We start from the raw sequence: 16,292 nt of genomic DNA on the forward strand, positions 1-16,292 counted from the left end.
AACGGCTGGCAGTTGTCGGCCTTCCACCGCCAAGGTAAAGTATTTGGCGGCGGCAATACCTTCGGCGTGCAGTACGGCGTCGGCCCTGGCACGGGCAAGGGCGCGCAGTTCGGCGCATCGGGCGAGACCGGTCTGGGTTCGGACGTGAAACGCACGCGCATCTTCAATGACATGGCGATACAGCCGATGGAAAACTTCGGCATGGAATTCGTCGCCCTGTGGCAAAAAGACGAGTCGAATGCCAACGGTTCCTCGACCTGGACCTCGGTCGGCGTGCGTCCCGTGTACGCGTTCACCAACAACTTCAAGCTGGTGGGCGAACTGGGCACGGATCGCGTGACGCAAGCGGGCGGCCTGCCGGCCAAGCGTTTGACCAAGCTGACCATCGCACCGACGATCTCCGCCGGCCCTGGCCTGTGGTCGCGTCCCGAGCTGCGCGCTTTCGTCACCTACGGCAAATGGAACGATGCGGCCACCGCGTCGGTCAATGCGTCGAACAACGGCGGCCCGATCTACAACAACAATACCAGCGGCACGTCGTATGGTTTCCAAGTGGAAACCTGGTTCTAAGTTTGCACGCCTTGCAAATGCAGATCAACCTGGCGCATCCTTCGCGGATGCGTTTTTGGCGCCGTCCCGTGATATAAAGACAATGTACGCATGTCATGGATCACGGCGCCGTCTTTTCACTGAAGATGATGCCCGTTTGCAAGCGGGTCTGAGCACAAGAGCGCCGGTACAGGCGCAGATTTCACCTTTTTCGGCCCCCGTATGCCGAAGCCCCCTAAAAGCTTGATCAAAAAAGGAATGTGGAGATGAAACTGAAATTCAAGATTACCCAACTGGCCGCACTGACCACCCTGGCATTCGCTGGCAGCGCCTTTGCGACCGACGTGGAAGTGTTGCACTACTGGACCTCCGGCGGCGAAGCGAAGTCCGTGGGCCAGTTGCAGCAAATCGTGAAGGAAAGCGGCTTCGGCTGGAAAGACTTCGCCGTGGCTGGCGGCGCTGGCGAAAACGCCGCGACCGCGCTGAAAACCCGCGTCATTTCCGGCAACCCGCCAACGGCCGCCCAGATCAAGGGCCCATCGATCCAGGAGTGGGGCGCTGAAGGCGTGCTGGCCAATATCGATGATGCCGCCATTCCAGGCAAATGGGATGCCGTGCTGCCGAAAGTCGTCGCCGACATCATGAAATACAAGGGCCACTACGTCGCCGCGCCCGTCAACGTGCACCGCGTCAACTGGATGTGGGTCAATCCCGAAGTGCTGAAAAAAGCCGGCGTGGCCACCACCCCGACCACCTGGCCCGCCTTCTTCGAAGCGGCCGAAAAAATCAAGAAATCGGGCGCCATCGCGATTGCCCACGGCGGCCAGCCATGGCAGGACGCCACCGTGTTTGAATCGGTCGCGCTGGGCGTGGGCGGCACGGAATTCTACAAAAAGGCCATCCTTAAGCTGGACCAGAAGGAATTGACCGGCCCGACCATGCTCAAGGTGTTCGACACCCTGGGCAAGGTAAAGACCTATATCGACAAGGATGCGGCCGGCCGCGACTGGAACCTGGCCACCGCCATGGTCATCAACAACAAGGCCGGTTTCCAGTTCATGGGCGACTGGGCCAAGGGCGAATTCACGGCTGCCGGCAAGGTGCCGGGCAAGGATTACCTGTGCGTGGCAGCGCCAGGTACGGACAAGGCCTACACCTTCAACATCGATTCGTTTGCCATGTTCACGCAAAAGGATGCGAATGCGAAGAAAGGGCAGATCGCCCTGGCCAACGCCATCATGAATCCGAAGTTCCAGTCGATCTTCAACCTGAACAAGGGTTCCATCCCTGTGCGTTCCGGCGTGTCCAAGGACAAGTTTGACGCTTGCGCCCTGAAATCGATGGAAGACATGGACGCCACCAACAAGAGCGGCGGCCTGGTGCCATCGTTCGCGCACGGCATGGCGCTGCCATCGGCCACGCAAGGCGCCATCACCGACGTCATCGCCAAGTTCATGAATACCAACATGAGCTCGAAAGACGCGGTGACCGCCCTGGCGAAAGCGGCAAAAGTGAAGTAATCACGCCGGCGCCGGCACTCCCGCCGGCGCCCGCTGCATCGCATGCATCGCAGGCGTCCGCCCTGGCGTTCCACCAGGCCGGCGCCACACGCAGTTCTCTTACGGCTCTCCTATGTCCATACGCAAGCAATTCGACCGATGGATACCGCAGATGGTGCTGGGCCCCACGCTCATCGCCAGCCTGGTATTCGTCTATGGTTTTATCTTTTTGACCGGTTGGCTGTCGCTGACCGAATCGCGGCTGATGCCGAACTACGAGTTCGCCGGCCTGGTGCAATACGTCGAGCTGTTCGACAATGAGCGCTGGTGGACCTCGCTCAAGAACCTCGGCATCTTTGGTGTCCTGTTCATCGGTTGCAGCATCGCCATCGGCCTGTTCCTGGCGATCCTGCTGGACCAGAAAATCCGCGCAGAAGGCGCGCTGCGCGCCATCTACCTGTATCCGATGGCGCTGTCCTTCATCGTCACCGGGACGGCCTGGAAATGGATGCTCAATCCCAGCCTGGGCCTGGAAAAGGTCATGCACGACTGGGGCTGGACGTCGTTCACCTTCGACTGGCTGGTGAACTCCGACATGGCCATCTACACGGTGGTGATCGCCGGCGTATGGCAGTCGTCGGGCTTCGTCATGGCCCTGTTCCTGGCAGGCCTGCGCGGCATCGATGATGAAATCATCAAGGCGGCGCAAGTCGATGGCGCGTCCTTGCCGACGATTTACTGGCGCATCGTGATTCCGGCCATGCGTCCCGTGTTCTTCAGCGTGCTGCTGATCCTGGCGCACATCGCCATCAAGAGCTTCGATCTGGTGATCGCACTGACGGCTGGCGGACCTGGCAACTCCTCGTCCGTGCCAGCCATCTTCATGTACCAGTTTTCCTTCACCCGTGGCCAGCTGGGCCAGGGCTCTGCATCGGCAATGATGATGCTGGCCACCATCGTGGCCGTGCTCGTGCCGCTGATGTACCTGGAAACGCGCAGCGCAAAGGCGATGAGATGACACACACTCCTACACGTAACAACAAACTCACCCTGGGACGGGTGGTGCTGTACCTGCTGCTGATCCTGTTTGCGGTGTATTACATCGTGCCCCTGTATGTGACCTTGTCGACCTCGTTCAAGTCGCTCGACGAGATCCGCAGCGGCAACCTGCTGGCCTTGCCGCATGTGTGGCAGTTCGAATCCTGGTCCAAGGCCTGGTCTTCGGCCTGTACGGGCGTCACCTGCGACGGCATGCAACCGTTCTTCTGGAACTCGATCAAGATGGTGATCCCCGCCGTGCTGATCTCGACCTTCCTGGGCGCCTTCAACGGCTATGTGTTCGCGCACTGGCGCTTCCGTGGTTCGGAAATCCTGTTTGCCGCCTTGCTGGTGGGCTGCTTCATTCCCTTCCAGGTCGTGATCCTGCCGATGGCGCGCCTGCTCGGTGAGTTCGGCCTGGCCAATACCACCTCGGGCCTGGTCTTCGTGCACGTGGTGTACGGCACGGCGTTCACGACCCTGTTCTTCCGCAACTACTACATCGGCGTGCCGGAAGAACTGATCAAGGCGGCGCGCATCGACGGCGCCGGCTTCTTCCTGATCTTCCGCAAGATCGTGCTGCCGATTTCGGGTCCGATTTTCGTCGTCTGCATCATCTGGCAGTTCACGCAGATATGGAACGACTTCCTGTTCGGCATCGTCTTCGCCAGCGGAGATTCGCAGCCGATCACGGTGGGCTTGAACAACCTGGTCAACACGTCCACGGGCGTGAAGGAATACAACGTCAACATGGCCGCGGCGGTGATTGCCGCGCTGCCGACCCTGCTGGTCTATCTGGTCGCAGGCCGTTATTTTGTGCGCGGTCTGACCGCAGGCGCAGTCAAAGGTTAAGGAAAGAATATGTCCAGTTTATCGATACGCAGCATCCGCAAGGTGTACACGAATGGCGTCGAAGTCCTGAAGGGCATCGACATCGAGATCAAGGATGGCCAGTTCCTGATCCTCGTCGGCGGCTCCGGCTCCGGCAAATCGACCTTGCTCAACATGGTGGCCGGCCTGGAAAGCGTCACCTCGGGCGAAATCCTCATCGACGGCAAGGTGGTCAACGACCTGCCGCCGAAGGATCGCGACATCGCCATGGTGTTCCAGTCCTACGCGCTGTATCCGTCGATGACGGTGCGCGAAAACATCGCGTTTGGCCTGAACGTGAAAAAAGTGCCGAAGGCGGAGCAGCAAGAAATCGTCGCCCGTGTCGCCGAAACCTTGCAGATCACGCATTTGCTGGATCGCCGTCCGGCGCAGCTGTCGGGCGGCCAGCGCCAGCGCGTGGCCATGGGCCGCGCCATTTCGCGCAAGCCCTCGCTGTTCCTGTTCGACGAACCGCTGTCGAACCTGGACGCCAAGCTGCGCGTGGAAATGCGCGCCGAGATCAAGCTGCTGCATCAGCGCCTGAAGGCCACCATCGTCTACGTCACGCATGATCAGATCGAGGCGATGACCATGGGCGACCTGATCGCCGTCATGAAGGATGGGGTGGTGCAGCAACTGGGTACGCCGCAGGAAATCTACGACAATCCGGCCAACCTGTTCGTGGCCGGCTTCATCGGCTCGCCATCGATGAACTTCATCACCGTCAAGCCTGTCATCGAAGGCGACGAAGTGTTTGTCGCCATCGACAACGCGGGCAAGAGCATGCGCCTGGCCTTGCCATTCGCTGCCGACAAGCTGCGCAGCTATGCGGGCCGCGACGTGATCCTGGGCGTGCGCCCTGAACAGATCACGGACATGAGCAGCGCGCACGGCGACGTTGGCCAGGAATTGGGCTGTCTGATCGACCTGGTCGAGCCGACCGGCCCCGATACCCTGCTGACGACGCGCCTGAACGGTGCCGCCGTCACCTGCCGCACGCACCCGCGCGAAGCCGTGCTGCCGGGGCAGACCATGCAGCTGTCGTTCAACCTGTCGAAAGCGGCCATGTTTGATCCCGCGAATGGCGAACGTATCGCGTAAGCAGTAGCGGCAATAGAAAACGGCCCGCTCGTCGCATGACAGGCGGGCCGTTGTTGTTTGCGCCGCCGCGCTTATTTCGCCAGCGATTTCTTGTACGCGATGGCGTAACTGAGCTTGCCGGTCGGCGTGAGCAGGTCGTCCAGCGCACTCTGGCTGAAGACGCCCGTCCAGCCCAGCGTTTGCGCCGTCACGCCGCCGCTGACGCTATCGTTCGCCTTCAGGCCCGCCATCGCCATCGATGCGCTCTTGATGGTGGCCATGTAGCTGGTGGCGTCGCGCGTATCGGTCTTTGCCAGGTCGATGCCGGCCTGCTTGCGCAGCCAGTCGGCCCAGTAGAATTCGAGGAATTCCGTAGCTGCCGCCGGCACCACATAGCCGGCGTCGCGCGTGAAGTACACGAGCGAGCGGTACGGGTCGTTGCCCAGCGACTTCAAGCCGATGGATGCGGGCAGTTGGCTGGTGGCAATCGCCTTGTTGCTGCCATCTTTCAGCCAGACCTTGTTGACCTTTTTCATCTGTGCCCAGAAATCGTATTCATTGAGCTTGCTGAAATTGTCCGTCACCTTGACCCACACCTTCAACTGCTGGTTCTGGCCATTGTCGGCATCCCGGAAGGCGCTGAAGGTGTGGTGGCCATCCGTCAGGTACAGGGAGCCGTTCGGCCCGATGACGACGGTTTTCATGTCGCCCGGCCTGGTGCCCACGGCAGACTTGCACTGGAACGTCGCCGGTGGATTGCTCAGGGTAGCGCCGGCCACGTTGGCCGTCTTGCTCACCACATCGTCCTGGCCATTGGCTTCGCACAGTTCGGCAAATTTCTTCGGCTTGTTGGTCTTGGCCATGAGCAGGTCTTCCGCGCCGTAGCGGCCCAGCTTGTAGTACACCTGATCGTAGCCGACGGCTGCTTGCGTGGGGTGCAGTTCGTCGAGCGATACTTGCAGGAAGACGGGCGCCGCCTCGGTGCCGGCAGGCGTGGCGGCCAGGGCTTGCTGGCGCGCGCTGAGCACGGGCGGCGTTTCCAGCACGCTCTTGCCGGTGGCGAGCGGCGTGCCGCCATCGATGATCTGCGCGACGATGCTGCCGCTGGCATTGACGATGTCGATATCCGTGCCGTTCTGCCTGATTTGCAGATTGTCGAGCAGGACGTCGGCCGGGTCCTTGCTGTCCGGCGTCAGGGCGCCATTGACGAAATCATAGTTGGCCGCCATGCCCAGGGTTTGCAGGGGCGCCGCCAAGGCCGTGCCCAGCTGCGTCTGCGCCGTTTGCAGGCGTGCTGCATCGATGGCGGCTAGGCTGGTGGCGGCCGCGCTCGACGGGATGCTGCCCAGCAGTTGCATGGCGATGACGGAGGTGAGCGGTGTCACATTGACGGCGCTTTCCTTCAGCGACAGCGCGTACAGGGTGCTGCCGCCCGCTGGCGTGACGGAGGCGAGGAAGGGGGCCTTCGCCGTGCTGAGCAAGGTGATGGCCACCTTGCCCTTCGCGTCCGTGGTGCCGCTGCCGACGATATTCTTGCCGGCGTCGAGCACGGTGACCGAGGCATTTGCCAAGGCCTTGCCGGTGGCCGCTACCACGTTCAGGATGCGTGCGGGGGCGACCGGCTCCACCGGGGCGACGGGCGCCGTGGCGGTGTCGCGATAGTCTTTGCCGCCACAGGCGGTCAAGCTGGCGCCCAGCGCGATGGCGACGGCGATGGCTAAGGTGCTGGGGGTGGTGCGGCGGATGCTGTGCTTGTACATGGTGTCCCGTGATGTCGGCCTGAAAAGTGCCGACATGCTAGCGGGCGCAGATGTCAGGATGATGACACGCCGGCAGATGACAGACGCAGCAGCGACTTGCGGTAGTCGATGGCGCAGCCCAGCTTGTCCGCCGCGCGCTTGCCGCCGCCGACGATAGCCTCCGCTTGCAGCGCCGGCATCATCGCTGGCGCCTCATTCCAGCAGCGCGCTGGGCACGCGCGGCGAGGACATCAGGTCGCGGAAGGCTGCCCAGTGGGCGGTGCGCGTCGCGCCCTGGCGTTCGACATAGGCTTTCGCCATGTCCTGGCCCAGGTTGTAATTGATGACATAAGCACCCATGGCATCGTAGAACTGCAGGCGCTGCGCCGATTTTTCGGCTGGATACAGACGCACGTTGACCAGCCATTCCAGCGCTTCTTCCCCGCTCAGGCTGCTTTCGAGGTACTGGCGCGCGATGTCGTTGTCGGCATAGCCGAGTTTGGCCAGCAGCCGGTTCAGCTGTGCGTAGCGGGGCGCCAGCACCGGATCGAGGCCGGCCAGCGGGTACAGCACTTGCTGTTCGAACGCCAGCCGCTCCGCATCCGTGAAGCTCAGTTCGATGCCGTAATTGGCCGTGCCCTCGGCGATCAGGGATTGCGGCGAATACAGCGGATAGATGCAGTATTCCAGCCAGCCCTTGCCGCGCACCAGGTCGCGCTCCAGCAGCACATTGTAGACGTGGTGGCCCGGATAAGCTTCATGGCAGCCGAGGTCGACGGCGCGGTCTATATACACGGGCAAGTCCGTATTGATCTGTATCACGCTCTGGTAGTCGCCCTTGTACCAGTTGTAGCCACTCCATGGCTTGTCGGTGACGAATTCCAGTACAAAATCTTCACCTTCGGGCAGGGCGATGTATTGCAAGGTGCGTTCGCGGCCCGCGCGGATGGCCGCATCCATGACGGTGCGCAGCCTGTCTGCGGGAATGACGAGTTGCGCGCGCAAGGCGTTCACGCGCTCGCTGACCGTGCCGTTGCCGGGCAACAGGACATCGATTGCCGTCACCAGTTCTTCATAGTATGCGCGGCTGTGGTGCGGCGAGACGGCGTCGTACAGGCGCGCGCTTTGCGTGTCGAAATCGAGGCGCGCTCCCTGCAGCATGTCCACCTTGGCCAGCACGGCCTGCAATTGCTTGCGCAGGTTCAGGGCGCGCAGGCAGGGTTCCTTGGCCAGCAGGGCCAGCGCTTCATCCGCAGCAGCCTTGATGTCGCTCAAACCCTGTTGCTGTTCTACCGCTGCAGCCTGCCATGCGGGCGGGCCGTAATACGCGTCGACATACGAGGCATCGTGCTGGCCCATGGCCAGGACCAGCTTGACGTAGCGTTCGGCCACGTCGGCCAGGGTAGGGGAGTTGCTGTCGTTGTGCGTCATGGCGGCAGGTTTTGGCAGTTGGGCAGGCGCTTATTGTATAGCGCATCGGCGCGGAGTTGCGGCACGCACCCGCGACAACACTTCCCTATAGTAATTCGAAAAGTGTCATCCGTTTGCGCCTGGCCGTCGAACCCAGGCAGCCCTTGCCTGCGCCGGCTGCCTGAGTCCGTGCCTGTCGCTTAAAACTCCACGGGCCGCGCTTCGCGCATCGCCTGCGTCATGGCCAGGCCGATGCGCGTCGCTTCCGTCGCGTCGTGCAAGGTCAATGACAAGCTGCGCCGGCCCAGCGCCGCATCCGTAAACTCCTGCGCCTCGATCAAAAAGGCGTCGGCGAAGCGGGCATAGAAGTCCGGCGTGCATTCATTGCGCACGCCGTGCGCATCCGAAATTTCCACGCGGTTCAGGCGCGGATTGCTGCCCACGGCCAGGCGGCCGGCCGTGCCGAACACTTCCGTCAGGGTTTCATGGCCATGCGCCATGGTGCGCGACGCCATGAAGCTGGCCATGCTGCCATCGGCAAACTCGACTGTCGCCAGGCCGTTGTCGACGTCGCCGTACGCCTGCAAGCCCGTGTGGATGGCGTTGGTGCCGCTCGCATACACGCGTGTTGGCACAGGGTTGCCCAGCAGCCAGCGCGCCAGGTCGATATCGTGCACGCTGCAATCGAGGAAGATGCCGCCGCTGGTGGGGGCGAAGCGCATGAAGGCGCCGCTGGGGTCGTTCTGGTCGCAGGTTTGCGAACGCACCAGATACGGCTTGCCGATGAAGCCCTTGGCGATTTTTTGCTGCGCGTCATGGTAGCTGGCGTCGAAGCGTCGCACGAAGCCGATCATGACGGTCAGCTGCGGGTGGCGCGCCGCTTCCGCTTCCACCTTCAGGCAGTCGGCGAGGTCCAGCGACAGTGGTTTTTCGCAAAACACGTGCTTGCCGGCGCGCAGGGCGGCGATGATCTGGTCCGCATGCAGCGAGGTGGGCGTGACGAGGAAGACGGCGTCCAGGCCCGGATGGGCCAGCAGGGCGTCGACATCGGCATAGCCGGTGCTGATGCCGAGCGTGCTGGCGGCCCAATCCAGTTCGGCCGGCACGGGGCTGCAGGCGGCCACGACTTCGGCATTCGGCACGCGCTGCGCCAGGTTGATGGCGTGGCGCTGGCCCAGCCGGCCCAGGCCGACGATGCCGACTTTTAATGTTGGGGATGACATGGTGTCTCCAGGTATTTTTATTATTGGTTTATAAATTGACCACGCGCTGTTCGCGCCACGACAGCGTGGCCGCCTCGGCCAGTTCCAGTGCCTTCAAGCCATCATGGACGGTGGTGCGCAGCGGCGTGCCGTGGCTGAGGGCATCAAAGAAATGCGCCATTTCCTGCGCGTAGGCCACGCGGTAGCGTTCCAGGAAAAAATCTTCCGGCTTGTCCACGCTGACGTTGACAGAACCATAGGCTGTCACTTCCGTCGGTTTGTGGTTGCCCGCCTGCAGCATGCCGGCGCTGCCCAGCACTTCGAAGCGCTGGTCGTAGCCATACGCGGCGCGGCGCGTGGCATTGATCTGGCACAAACGCCCCTTTGCCGTGCGGATGGTGACGACGGCCGTATCCAGGTCGCCCGCCTCGCCGATGGCGGGATCGACAAGGCAGCTGCCCGTGGCGTGCACGCTGATGGCTTCATCGTCGAGTATCCAGCGGAAGATGTCGAAGTCGTGGATCAGCATATCCTTGAAGATGCCGCCCGACACCTTGATGTAGCTGACGGGTGGCGGGCCCGGATCGCGGCTGGTGACGATGAGCAATTCCGGCGTGCCGATCTCGCCCGCTGCGATGCGGCTCTTGACGGCATTGAAAGTCGGATCGTAGCGGCGCTGGAAGCCCAGCATGCACAGCACCTGGGCTTGCTTGACGGCGGTGGCACAGGCGCGCGCCCGGTCGAGGGTCAGGTCGACGGGTTTTTCGCAAAAGATGGCCTTGCCGGCGGCGGCCGAGCGCAGGATCAGGTCCGCGTGCGTGTCCGTGCTGGAAGCGATGACGACGGCCTTGATGGCAGGGTCGGCCAGCGCCGCTTCCACCGTGGCGCTGCTGCCGCCATGCAGGCCGGCCAGCGCGGCGGCCGCTTCCTGGTTGACGTCGACCACGTACTTGAACTGCACGCCGGGTTGGGCAGCCAGGTTGGCCGCGTGGATTTTGCCGATGCGTCCGGCGCCGAACAACGCTACTTCAATCATCATGTTCTCCTGGGGTATGGATTTCTTCGATGTCGAGCTCTAATTTATATGCCAGCGCGATGAACAGCGCCTGGCACAGGCAGATGGTGCTGGTCAGCGAGCGGAAGGCGAAGGCGCTGCCCTCGGTGACGGTCAACAGCGCATCGGCTGCCCTGGCGAGCGGCGCGAGCTTGCTGTCGGTGATCACCAGGACCTTGGCGCCCTTGTCTTGCGCCGCCTTGATGCACTGCTGGGTTTCCTTGCCGTAAGGCGAGAAACTGATGGCGATCGCCACATCGCGTTCGCGCACGCTGCGCATCTGTTCGCGGTGCATGCCGCCCAGTCCGCTAATCAGGTGCACGCGTTTGTCCGTGTGTTCGAGCGCGTAGGCGATGTAGGAGGCGATCGGAAAAGACCGGCGCACGCCGATCACATAGATATTGTCCGCTTTCAGCAGCAGGTTGACGGCCGCTTCCAGCTGTGCGTCGTCGAGCCCGGCGGCCAGGTCGTCCAGGCCGGCACGGCTGGCGCCGACGAATTCGCGCGTCAGGTCGCCTGCGCTGAGCGCGGCATCGCGCGTGGAAATGAGCTTGCGGATGCGTTGCTGGTAGTCGGGCGTGGCGCCGGCCTGGTCCGTATAAGCCTGGCGGAACACATCCTGCATTTCGCTGAAACCCGAGTAGCCGAAGCGCTGTGCGAAGCGCACGATGGCCGACGGCTGCACATCGCAGGCGGTGGCGATATCGCTGATGCGTTCGAGCATCAGGCTGGCCCTGTGCTTTTCAATATATTGCGCGATGACTTTCAACTGGCGCGACAGATTGTCGTACTCGGCGGCAATGTGTTGCATCAGTTGTTCGATGGGGGCGGTGGCTGCCATGGTTTTTTCCTCGGTGTGCATGCTGGGCCGCAGGATTGCTGCGGCTGGTTCTGGCGAGAATTATAGGAGTGAATCCGAAAAATAGAAATGATTTTCTATTTATATTTATTTTGAAAATTTTATTGCATTTGTCTTTTTTGTGGCCTAAGCTGTGCGCAGTGCATCGGGTCTTGCCGGTTTTCCGGCTCCCCGTTGACACGCGACAAAAGCTGGCAACTATAAAAATTAATCCTTCAAGGAGACATTCATGCAAAGCAATAAGCGTAAGGGATTTCTGAAGAGCCTGGCCATGCTGGGACTCGGCCTGGGACTGGGTCTGGGCATGAACGCCAGCCACGCGGCGGGCGAGAAATTCGTGCTGATCAGCCATGCGCCCGATTCCGATTCCTGGTGGAATACGATCAAAAATTCTGTCAGGCAAGCAGGCGAAGACTTCAATGTCACCGTCGACTACCGCAATCCGCCGAACGGCGACCTGGCCGACATGGCGCGCCTGGTCGAGCAAGCGGCGGCCCGCAACTACGATGGCGTGATCGTCAGCATCGCCGACTTCAGCGTGCTGCAAAAGCCGCTGGGCCTGGTCGCTGCCAAGAAGATTCCATTCATCACGATCAATTCCGGCACCCTGGCGCAAAGCGAGCAGCTGGGCGCCGTGATGCACGTGGGCCAGCCTGAATACGAGGCAGGCAAGGGCGCCGGCGAAAAAGCCAAGGCGGCCGGCATCAAATCGTTTGTTTGCGTCAACCACTACGCGACAAACCCGTCGTCGTTCGAGCGCTGCCGCGGCTTTGCCGAAGCCATCGGTGTCGATTTCAAGGCCGCCACCCTGGATGCGGGCGAAGATCCGACCACCATCGAAAGCAAGTTGAGCGCTTTCCTGCGCAACAACCCGTCAACCCAGGCCGTGCTGGCGCTGGGTCCGACCTCGGCCCACGCCTCGCTGAAGGCACTGGAAAAAATGGGCTTGAAGGGCAAGATGTGGTTCGCCACGTTCGACCTGTCCGATGAAATCTCGAAAGGCATCAAGGATGGCAGCATCCAGTTCGCCATCGACCAGCAACCCTACCTGCAAGGCTATATTCCCGTTGCCGTGCTGGCCATCATGAAACAGGACAAGACCACGGACTTGGCCAAGGTACGCGAAAAGCTGATCAATAACGCCAAGTTCAAGGCACGCCTGGCCGAGTACGGTCTGGCGCCATCGTATGGCCCGCGCCATATCGGTTCCGGTCCTGGTTATGTCACCAAGGACAATATCGGCAAGGTAGAGAAATACGCCGGCCAGTTCCGTTAAAGCACCGCTTTTCAATTCAATCAAGACCTTAGTCGTTGTCCCCGCGCGCAGGCCATGCTTGCCGGCGCGCGGGTGCTGCCGCCCGGGAATTGTTGTCAGGGCTGGCAGCTTGCTATAAAACAAGGGAGACATAGCATGAGTACCGTGAAATTAAGCGTGGAACAGGGCGGCATGGCCGCCTCGGGCACGCCGCCGCAAAAGCAGGGCTTTGATGAGCGCGTGGGGCAGGTCAGCTGGCTCAAACGGCTGTTCAGCCGCCCGGAATTTGCCTCGATCTCGGGCGCCATCCTGGTGTTCGCCTTCTTCATCCTGACGGCCGGTGACTCTGGCATGTTTAACCTCGACGGCGTGATCAACTGGGCGCAAGTGGCGGCCTACCTGGGCATCATCGCCATCGGCGCCTGTGTGCTGATGATCGCCGGCGAATTCGATCTGTCGATCGGCTCCATGATCGGCTTTGCCGGCATGATGATCGCCATCCCTTCCGTCTACTTCCACTGGCCCGTGTGGGCCGCCATCCTGTTCGCCTTTGCCGGCTCGATGGCGCTGGGCTGGCTCAACGGTTACCTGGTCATCAAGACGCGCTTGCCTTCGTTCATCGTCACCCTGGCCTTTTTGTTCATCCTGCGCGGCCTGACCCTGGCCCTGTCCATCATGTTTGCCAACCGCACCATCGTCAGCGGCATCGGCGCGCTGGCCGCCGACGACTGGCTGGCGGCAGCCCTGTTTCAGGGCGAAGTGGGCAACACGCTGTTTGCCTGGATGGCCAAGGCCGGTTGGATCACCGCGCTCGACAGTGGCGCGCCGCTGGTGAAGGGCATACCCAAGGTCATCGTCTGGTGGGCCGGCCTGGCGCTGGTGTCCGGTTTCATCCTGGCCCGCACCCGCATCGGCAACTGGATCTTCGCCGTCGGCGGTGACGCCAACGCGGCCAAGAACGTGGGCGTGCCCGTGAAAACCATCAAGGTATCGCTGTTTGTCTTCACCGCCTTCTGCGCCTGTCTGTTTGCTACGCTGCAAGTATTTGACGTGGGATCGGCCGCCGCCGACCGCGGCATGCAAAAGGAATTCGAAGCCATCATCGCGGCCGTCATCGGCGGTGCCTTGTTGACGGGCGGCTACGGTTCCGTCGTCGGCGCCTGCTTCGGCGCGCTGATCTTCGGCGTGGTGCAGATCGGCATTACTTATACCAATATCAATTCGGACTGGTTCCGCGTCTTCCTCGGCGTCATGCTGCTGATCGCGGTATTGTTCAATAACTTTGTCCGTGCCCGTGTCACGGAAGCGAGATAAGCCATGAGCGAATACATCCTTGCGCTGGAAAATATCAGCAAACGTTTCGGCTCCGTCATCGCCCTGCAAAACGTCACCCTGCGCTTGAAACCGGGCGAAGTGCATTGCCTGCTGGGCGACAACGGCGCCGGCAAGTCGACCCTGATCAAGACCCTGGCCGGCGTACACCGGCCCACCAGCGGGCAATACCTGGTCGACGGCCAGAGCGTCAGCTTCAATTCGCCGAAAGAGGCGCTCGACCTGGGCGTGGCAACCGTCTACCAGGACTTGGCGCTGGTGCCCTTGCTGTCGGTCGCGCGCAATTTCTTCATGGGCCGCGAACCGATCAGGAAAATGTTTGGCGTGCTGCCCGTGATGGATATGGAGTACGCAGCCACCACGGCACGCGACAAGCTGGCTGAAATGGGCATCATGGTGCGCGACCCGCACCAGGCCGTGGGCACCATGTCGGGCGGCGAGCGGCAGTGCCTGGCCATAGCCCGCGCCATCCACTTCGGCGCGCGCGTGCTGATCCTCGACGAGCCGACGGCCGCGCTGGGCGTGAAACAGTCGTTCAATGTCCTGAAACTGATCTACAAGGCGCGCGAACGGGGCTTGTCCGTGATCTTTATTACCCACAATGTGCACCATGCCTATCCCGTGGGTGACTCGTTCACCCTCTTGAACCGGGGCAAGTCGCTGGGTACCTACACCAAGGAAACCGTTTCCAAGGATGAAGTGCTCGACATGATGGCGGGCGGTGCGGAAATGCAAACGCTGATGAGTGAACTCGACGGTGTCACGATTTAAGGATAACCATGAATAACCCGACACAATTTGCCCAGGGCCGCGCGCTCGACGTGATCTGCCTGGGCCGCCTGGCGGTGGACCTGTACGCGCAGCAGATCGGCAGCACCCTGGAAGACGCGACCAGCTTCGCCAAATACCTGGGCGGCTCGTCGGCGAATATCGCCTTCGGCACGGCCCGCCTGGGTTTGAAGTCCGCCATGCTGTCGAAAGTGGGCGACGACCATATGGGCCGTTTCCTCACCGATACTTTGTCCAAGCAGGGATGCGACGTCAGCCATGTGGGCATCGACCGCGACCGTTTGACAGCCCTGGTGATGCTGGGCATCAAGGATAAAAACACCTTTCCCTTGATTTTCTACCGTGAAAATTGCGCCGACATGGCCATCGATGCGTCGTCGGTGGATGCGGCCTTTATTGCCTCGAGCAAGGCGCTCTTGATCACCGGCACGCATTTTTCCACGTCCGCCATGCACGCCGTCAGCACGCAGGCGCTCAAGCTAGCGCGTGCCAACAATGTGCGTACCGTGCTCGACATCGATTACCGGCCCGTGCTGTGGGGCTTGTCGGGCAAGGCGGATGGCGAAACGCGCTTTGTCTCGAACGATGGCGTGACCGGCCACTTGCAGGCGATCTTGCCGCATTTCGACTTGATCGTCGGCACGGAAGAGGAATTCATGATCGCCGGCGGCGGCGCCGACATCATGGCCAGCTTGCGCGCCGTGCGGGCCGCCACCTTGGCCACCCTGGTCGTCAAGCGAGGCCCGCTGGGCAGCGCCGTCATCGACAATGTGGTGCCGCACAGCCTCGACGACGCGTATAACTACCGTGGCGTGCGCGTGGAAGTGTTGAACGTGCTGGGCGCGGGCGACGCCTTTCTCTCGGGATTCCTGAAGGGCTGGCTGCGCGGCGAGGATTATGCAGCGTGCTGCCGCTACGCAAATGGCTGCGGCGCCCTGGTCGTGTCGCGCCACGGCTGCGCGCCGGCCATGCCGTCGCCCATCGAGCTCGACTATTTCCTCGACAATGCGGCCCAGCTGACACAGCCTGACCAGGACGCCACCTTGTCGCGCTTGCACCGCACGACGGTCGCGCGCAAGGAGTGGAATGAGCTGTGCGTATTCGCCTTCGACCATCGCACGCAATTCTTTGAGCTGGCGCAACAGACTGGCGCGCCCGAATCCGCCATTGCGGCCCTGAAACAATTGATGGTGCAAGCCGTGGCGCAGACGGAAGCGGCCTTGCAGCTGTCCGGCAAGACGGGCGTGCTGATCGATGGCCGCTATGGCGTCGACGCGCTCAACGATGCGACGGGGCGCGGCTGGTGGATAGGCCGTCCCGTGGAATTGCCGGGCTCGAACCCGCTGCAGTTTGACTGGGGCCGTTCCATCGGTTCGCACTTGCTCAGCTGGCCGAAGGAACACGTGATCAAATGCCTGGTGCAACTGCATCCGGACGATGCCGTGGAAAACCGGCTGGAGCAGGAAGCGCAAATCAAGGCCCTGTATGAGGCGGCGCAAGTGAGCGGTCACGAACTGTTGCTGGAAGTCATACCGTCGGAGTCCTTGCCGCAAAATGACGATACTGTCTTGCGCGCCGTCAAGCGCCTGTACAACCTCGGCATTTATCCGGAATGG

Annotated in this window: 15 protein-coding genes; 9 read left to right on the plus strand and 6 right to left on the minus strand. The window is 61.8% G+C overall.

All coding sequences use genetic code 11. The features are described from left to right. The 5 genes from K0F85_RS15250 to K0F85_RS15270 all read left to right on the plus strand — a co-directional run. A partial coding sequence (locus tag K0F85_RS15250) for a carbohydrate porin (protein WP_219116237.1) occupies positions 1 to 570 on the plus strand: 570 nt, incomplete at its 5' end. Between the two features lie 245 nt (positions 571 to 815). Next, the gene (locus tag K0F85_RS15255) at positions 816 to 2,069 is read left to right on the plus strand and encodes an ABC transporter substrate-binding protein (RefSeq protein WP_219116823.1); all 1,254 of its coding nucleotides are present in this window, start codon (positions 816 to 818) and stop codon (positions 2,067 to 2,069) included. A 112-nt stretch (positions 2,070 to 2,181) separates the two neighbouring features. Then, a complete protein-coding gene (locus tag K0F85_RS15260; RefSeq protein WP_219116824.1) occupies positions 2,182 to 3,066 on the plus strand; it encodes a carbohydrate ABC transporter permease in 885 nt (294 codons plus the stop codon). Then, positions 3,063 to 3,938, plus strand: coding sequence for a carbohydrate ABC transporter permease (locus K0F85_RS15265; protein WP_219116825.1), 876 nt, complete (start codon positions 3,063 to 3,065; stop codon positions 3,936 to 3,938). Before K0F85_RS15260 ends, K0F85_RS15265 begins: the two co-directional genes overlap by 4 nt. Before the next feature lie 9 nt (positions 3,939 to 3,947). Further along, positions 3,948 to 5,057: an ABC transporter ATP-binding protein gene (locus tag K0F85_RS15270; RefSeq protein WP_219116826.1), complete on the plus strand. Its 1,110-nt coding sequence runs from the start codon at positions 3,948 to 3,950 to the stop codon at positions 5,055 to 5,057. A 71-nt stretch (positions 5,058 to 5,128) separates the two neighbouring features. On the opposite strand, the gene K0F85_RS15275 is transcribed toward K0F85_RS15270, so the two are convergent. The 6 genes from K0F85_RS15275 to K0F85_RS15295 form a co-directional block, all read right to left on the minus strand. After that, positions 5,129 to 6,796 (minus strand): ParB-like protein, encoded by a 1,668-nt coding sequence (locus tag K0F85_RS15275; protein WP_219116827.1) that lies wholly within the window; start codon positions 6,794 to 6,796, stop codon positions 5,129 to 5,131. A gap of 53 nt (positions 6,797 to 6,849) precedes the next feature. Further along, the gene (locus K0F85_RS28810) at positions 6,850 to 6,978 is read right to left on the minus strand and encodes a hypothetical protein (RefSeq protein WP_257572802.1); all 129 of its coding nucleotides are present in this window, start codon (positions 6,976 to 6,978) and stop codon (positions 6,850 to 6,852) included. 10 nt (positions 6,979 to 6,988) lie between these two features. Then, on the minus strand, positions 6,989 to 8,206 hold the full coding sequence (locus K0F85_RS15280) for a hypothetical protein (protein ID WP_219116828.1): 1,218 nt from the start codon (positions 8,204 to 8,206) through the stop codon (positions 6,989 to 6,991). 179 nt (positions 8,207 to 8,385) lie between these two features. After that, positions 8,386 to 9,408, minus strand: coding sequence for a Gfo/Idh/MocA family oxidoreductase (locus tag K0F85_RS15285; protein WP_219116829.1), 1,023 nt, complete (start codon positions 9,406 to 9,408; stop codon positions 8,386 to 8,388). 28 nt (positions 9,409 to 9,436) lie between these two features. Then, positions 9,437 to 10,423 (minus strand): inositol 2-dehydrogenase, encoded by a 987-nt coding sequence (gene iolG, locus K0F85_RS15290; protein ID WP_219116861.1) that lies wholly within the window; start codon positions 10,421 to 10,423, stop codon positions 9,437 to 9,439. Next, on the minus strand, positions 10,416 to 11,282 hold the full coding sequence (locus tag K0F85_RS15295; RefSeq protein ID WP_219116830.1) for a MurR/RpiR family transcriptional regulator: 867 nt from the start codon (positions 11,280 to 11,282) through the stop codon (positions 10,416 to 10,418). The genes iolG and K0F85_RS15295 overlap by 8 nt, the downstream gene beginning before the upstream one ends. A 247-nt stretch (positions 11,283 to 11,529) precedes the next feature. Between K0F85_RS15295 and K0F85_RS15300 the strand changes: the two genes are divergently transcribed. From K0F85_RS15300 to iolC, 4 genes are all read left to right on the plus strand, one after another. Next, a complete protein-coding gene (locus K0F85_RS15300; RefSeq protein ID WP_219116831.1) occupies positions 11,530 to 12,576 on the plus strand; it encodes a sugar ABC transporter substrate-binding protein in 1,047 nt (348 codons plus the stop codon). 135 nt (positions 12,577 to 12,711) lie between these two features. Then, a complete protein-coding gene (locus K0F85_RS15305; RefSeq protein ID WP_374198706.1) occupies positions 12,712 to 13,869 on the plus strand; it encodes an ABC transporter permease in 1,158 nt (385 codons plus the stop codon). Between the two features lie 3 nt (positions 13,870 to 13,872). Further along, a complete protein-coding gene (locus K0F85_RS15310) occupies positions 13,873 to 14,658 on the plus strand; it encodes an ATP-binding cassette domain-containing protein (RefSeq protein ID WP_219116832.1) in 786 nt (261 codons plus the stop codon). A gap of 8 nt (positions 14,659 to 14,666) precedes the next feature. Beyond that, positions 14,667 to 16,292, plus strand: a 1,626-nt coding sequence (gene iolC, locus K0F85_RS15315) for a 5-dehydro-2-deoxygluconokinase (protein WP_219116833.1), incomplete at its 3' end; no start/stop codon positions are given.

The sequence above is a fragment of the Janthinobacterium sp. UMAB-56 genome (assembly GCF_900095265.1).
Taxonomy (GTDB): domain Bacteria; phylum Pseudomonadota; class Gammaproteobacteria; order Burkholderiales; family Burkholderiaceae_D; genus Janthinobacterium.

What these genes read in the sequence shown, in the direction of transcription:
- K0F85_RS15255 (WP_219116823.1), top strand. Translation starts at nt 816, where the DNA reads ATGAAACTGAAATTCAAGATTACCCAACTGGCCGCACTGACCACCCTG.
- K0F85_RS15260 (WP_219116824.1), top strand. Translation starts at nt 2,182, where the DNA reads ATGTCCATACGCAAGCAATTCGACCGATGGATACCGCAGATGGTGCTG.
- K0F85_RS15265 (WP_219116825.1), top strand. Translation starts at nt 3,063, where the DNA reads ATGACACACACTCCTACACGTAACAACAAACTCACCCTGGGACGGGTG.
- K0F85_RS15270 (WP_219116826.1), top strand. Translation starts at nt 3,948, where the DNA reads ATGTCCAGTTTATCGATACGCAGCATCCGCAAGGTGTACACGAATGGC.
- K0F85_RS15275 (WP_219116827.1), bottom strand. Translation starts at nt 6,796, where the DNA reads ATGTACAAGCACAGCATCCGCCGCACCACCCCCAGCACCTTAGCCATC.
- K0F85_RS28810 (WP_257572802.1), bottom strand. Translation starts at nt 6,978, where the DNA reads ATGATGCCGGCGCTGCAAGCGGAGGCTATCGTCGGCGGCGGCAAGCGC.
- K0F85_RS15280 (WP_219116828.1), bottom strand. Translation starts at nt 8,206, where the DNA reads ATGACGCACAACGACAGCAACTCCCCTACCCTGGCCGACGTGGCCGAA.
- K0F85_RS15285 (WP_219116829.1), bottom strand. Translation starts at nt 9,408, where the DNA reads ATGTCATCCCCAACATTAAAAGTCGGCATCGTCGGCCTGGGCCGGCTG.
- iolG (WP_219116861.1), bottom strand. Translation starts at nt 10,423, where the DNA reads ATGATTGAAGTAGCGTTGTTCGGCGCCGGACGCATCGGCAAAATCCAC.
- K0F85_RS15295 (WP_219116830.1), bottom strand. Translation starts at nt 11,282, where the DNA reads ATGGCAGCCACCGCCCCCATCGAACAACTGATGCAACACATTGCCGCC.
- K0F85_RS15300 (WP_219116831.1), top strand. Translation starts at nt 11,530, where the DNA reads ATGCAAAGCAATAAGCGTAAGGGATTTCTGAAGAGCCTGGCCATGCTG.
- K0F85_RS15305 (WP_374198706.1), top strand. Translation starts at nt 12,712, where the DNA reads ATGAGTACCGTGAAATTAAGCGTGGAACAGGGCGGCATGGCCGCCTCG.
- K0F85_RS15310 (WP_219116832.1), top strand. Translation starts at nt 13,873, where the DNA reads ATGAGCGAATACATCCTTGCGCTGGAAAATATCAGCAAACGTTTCGGC.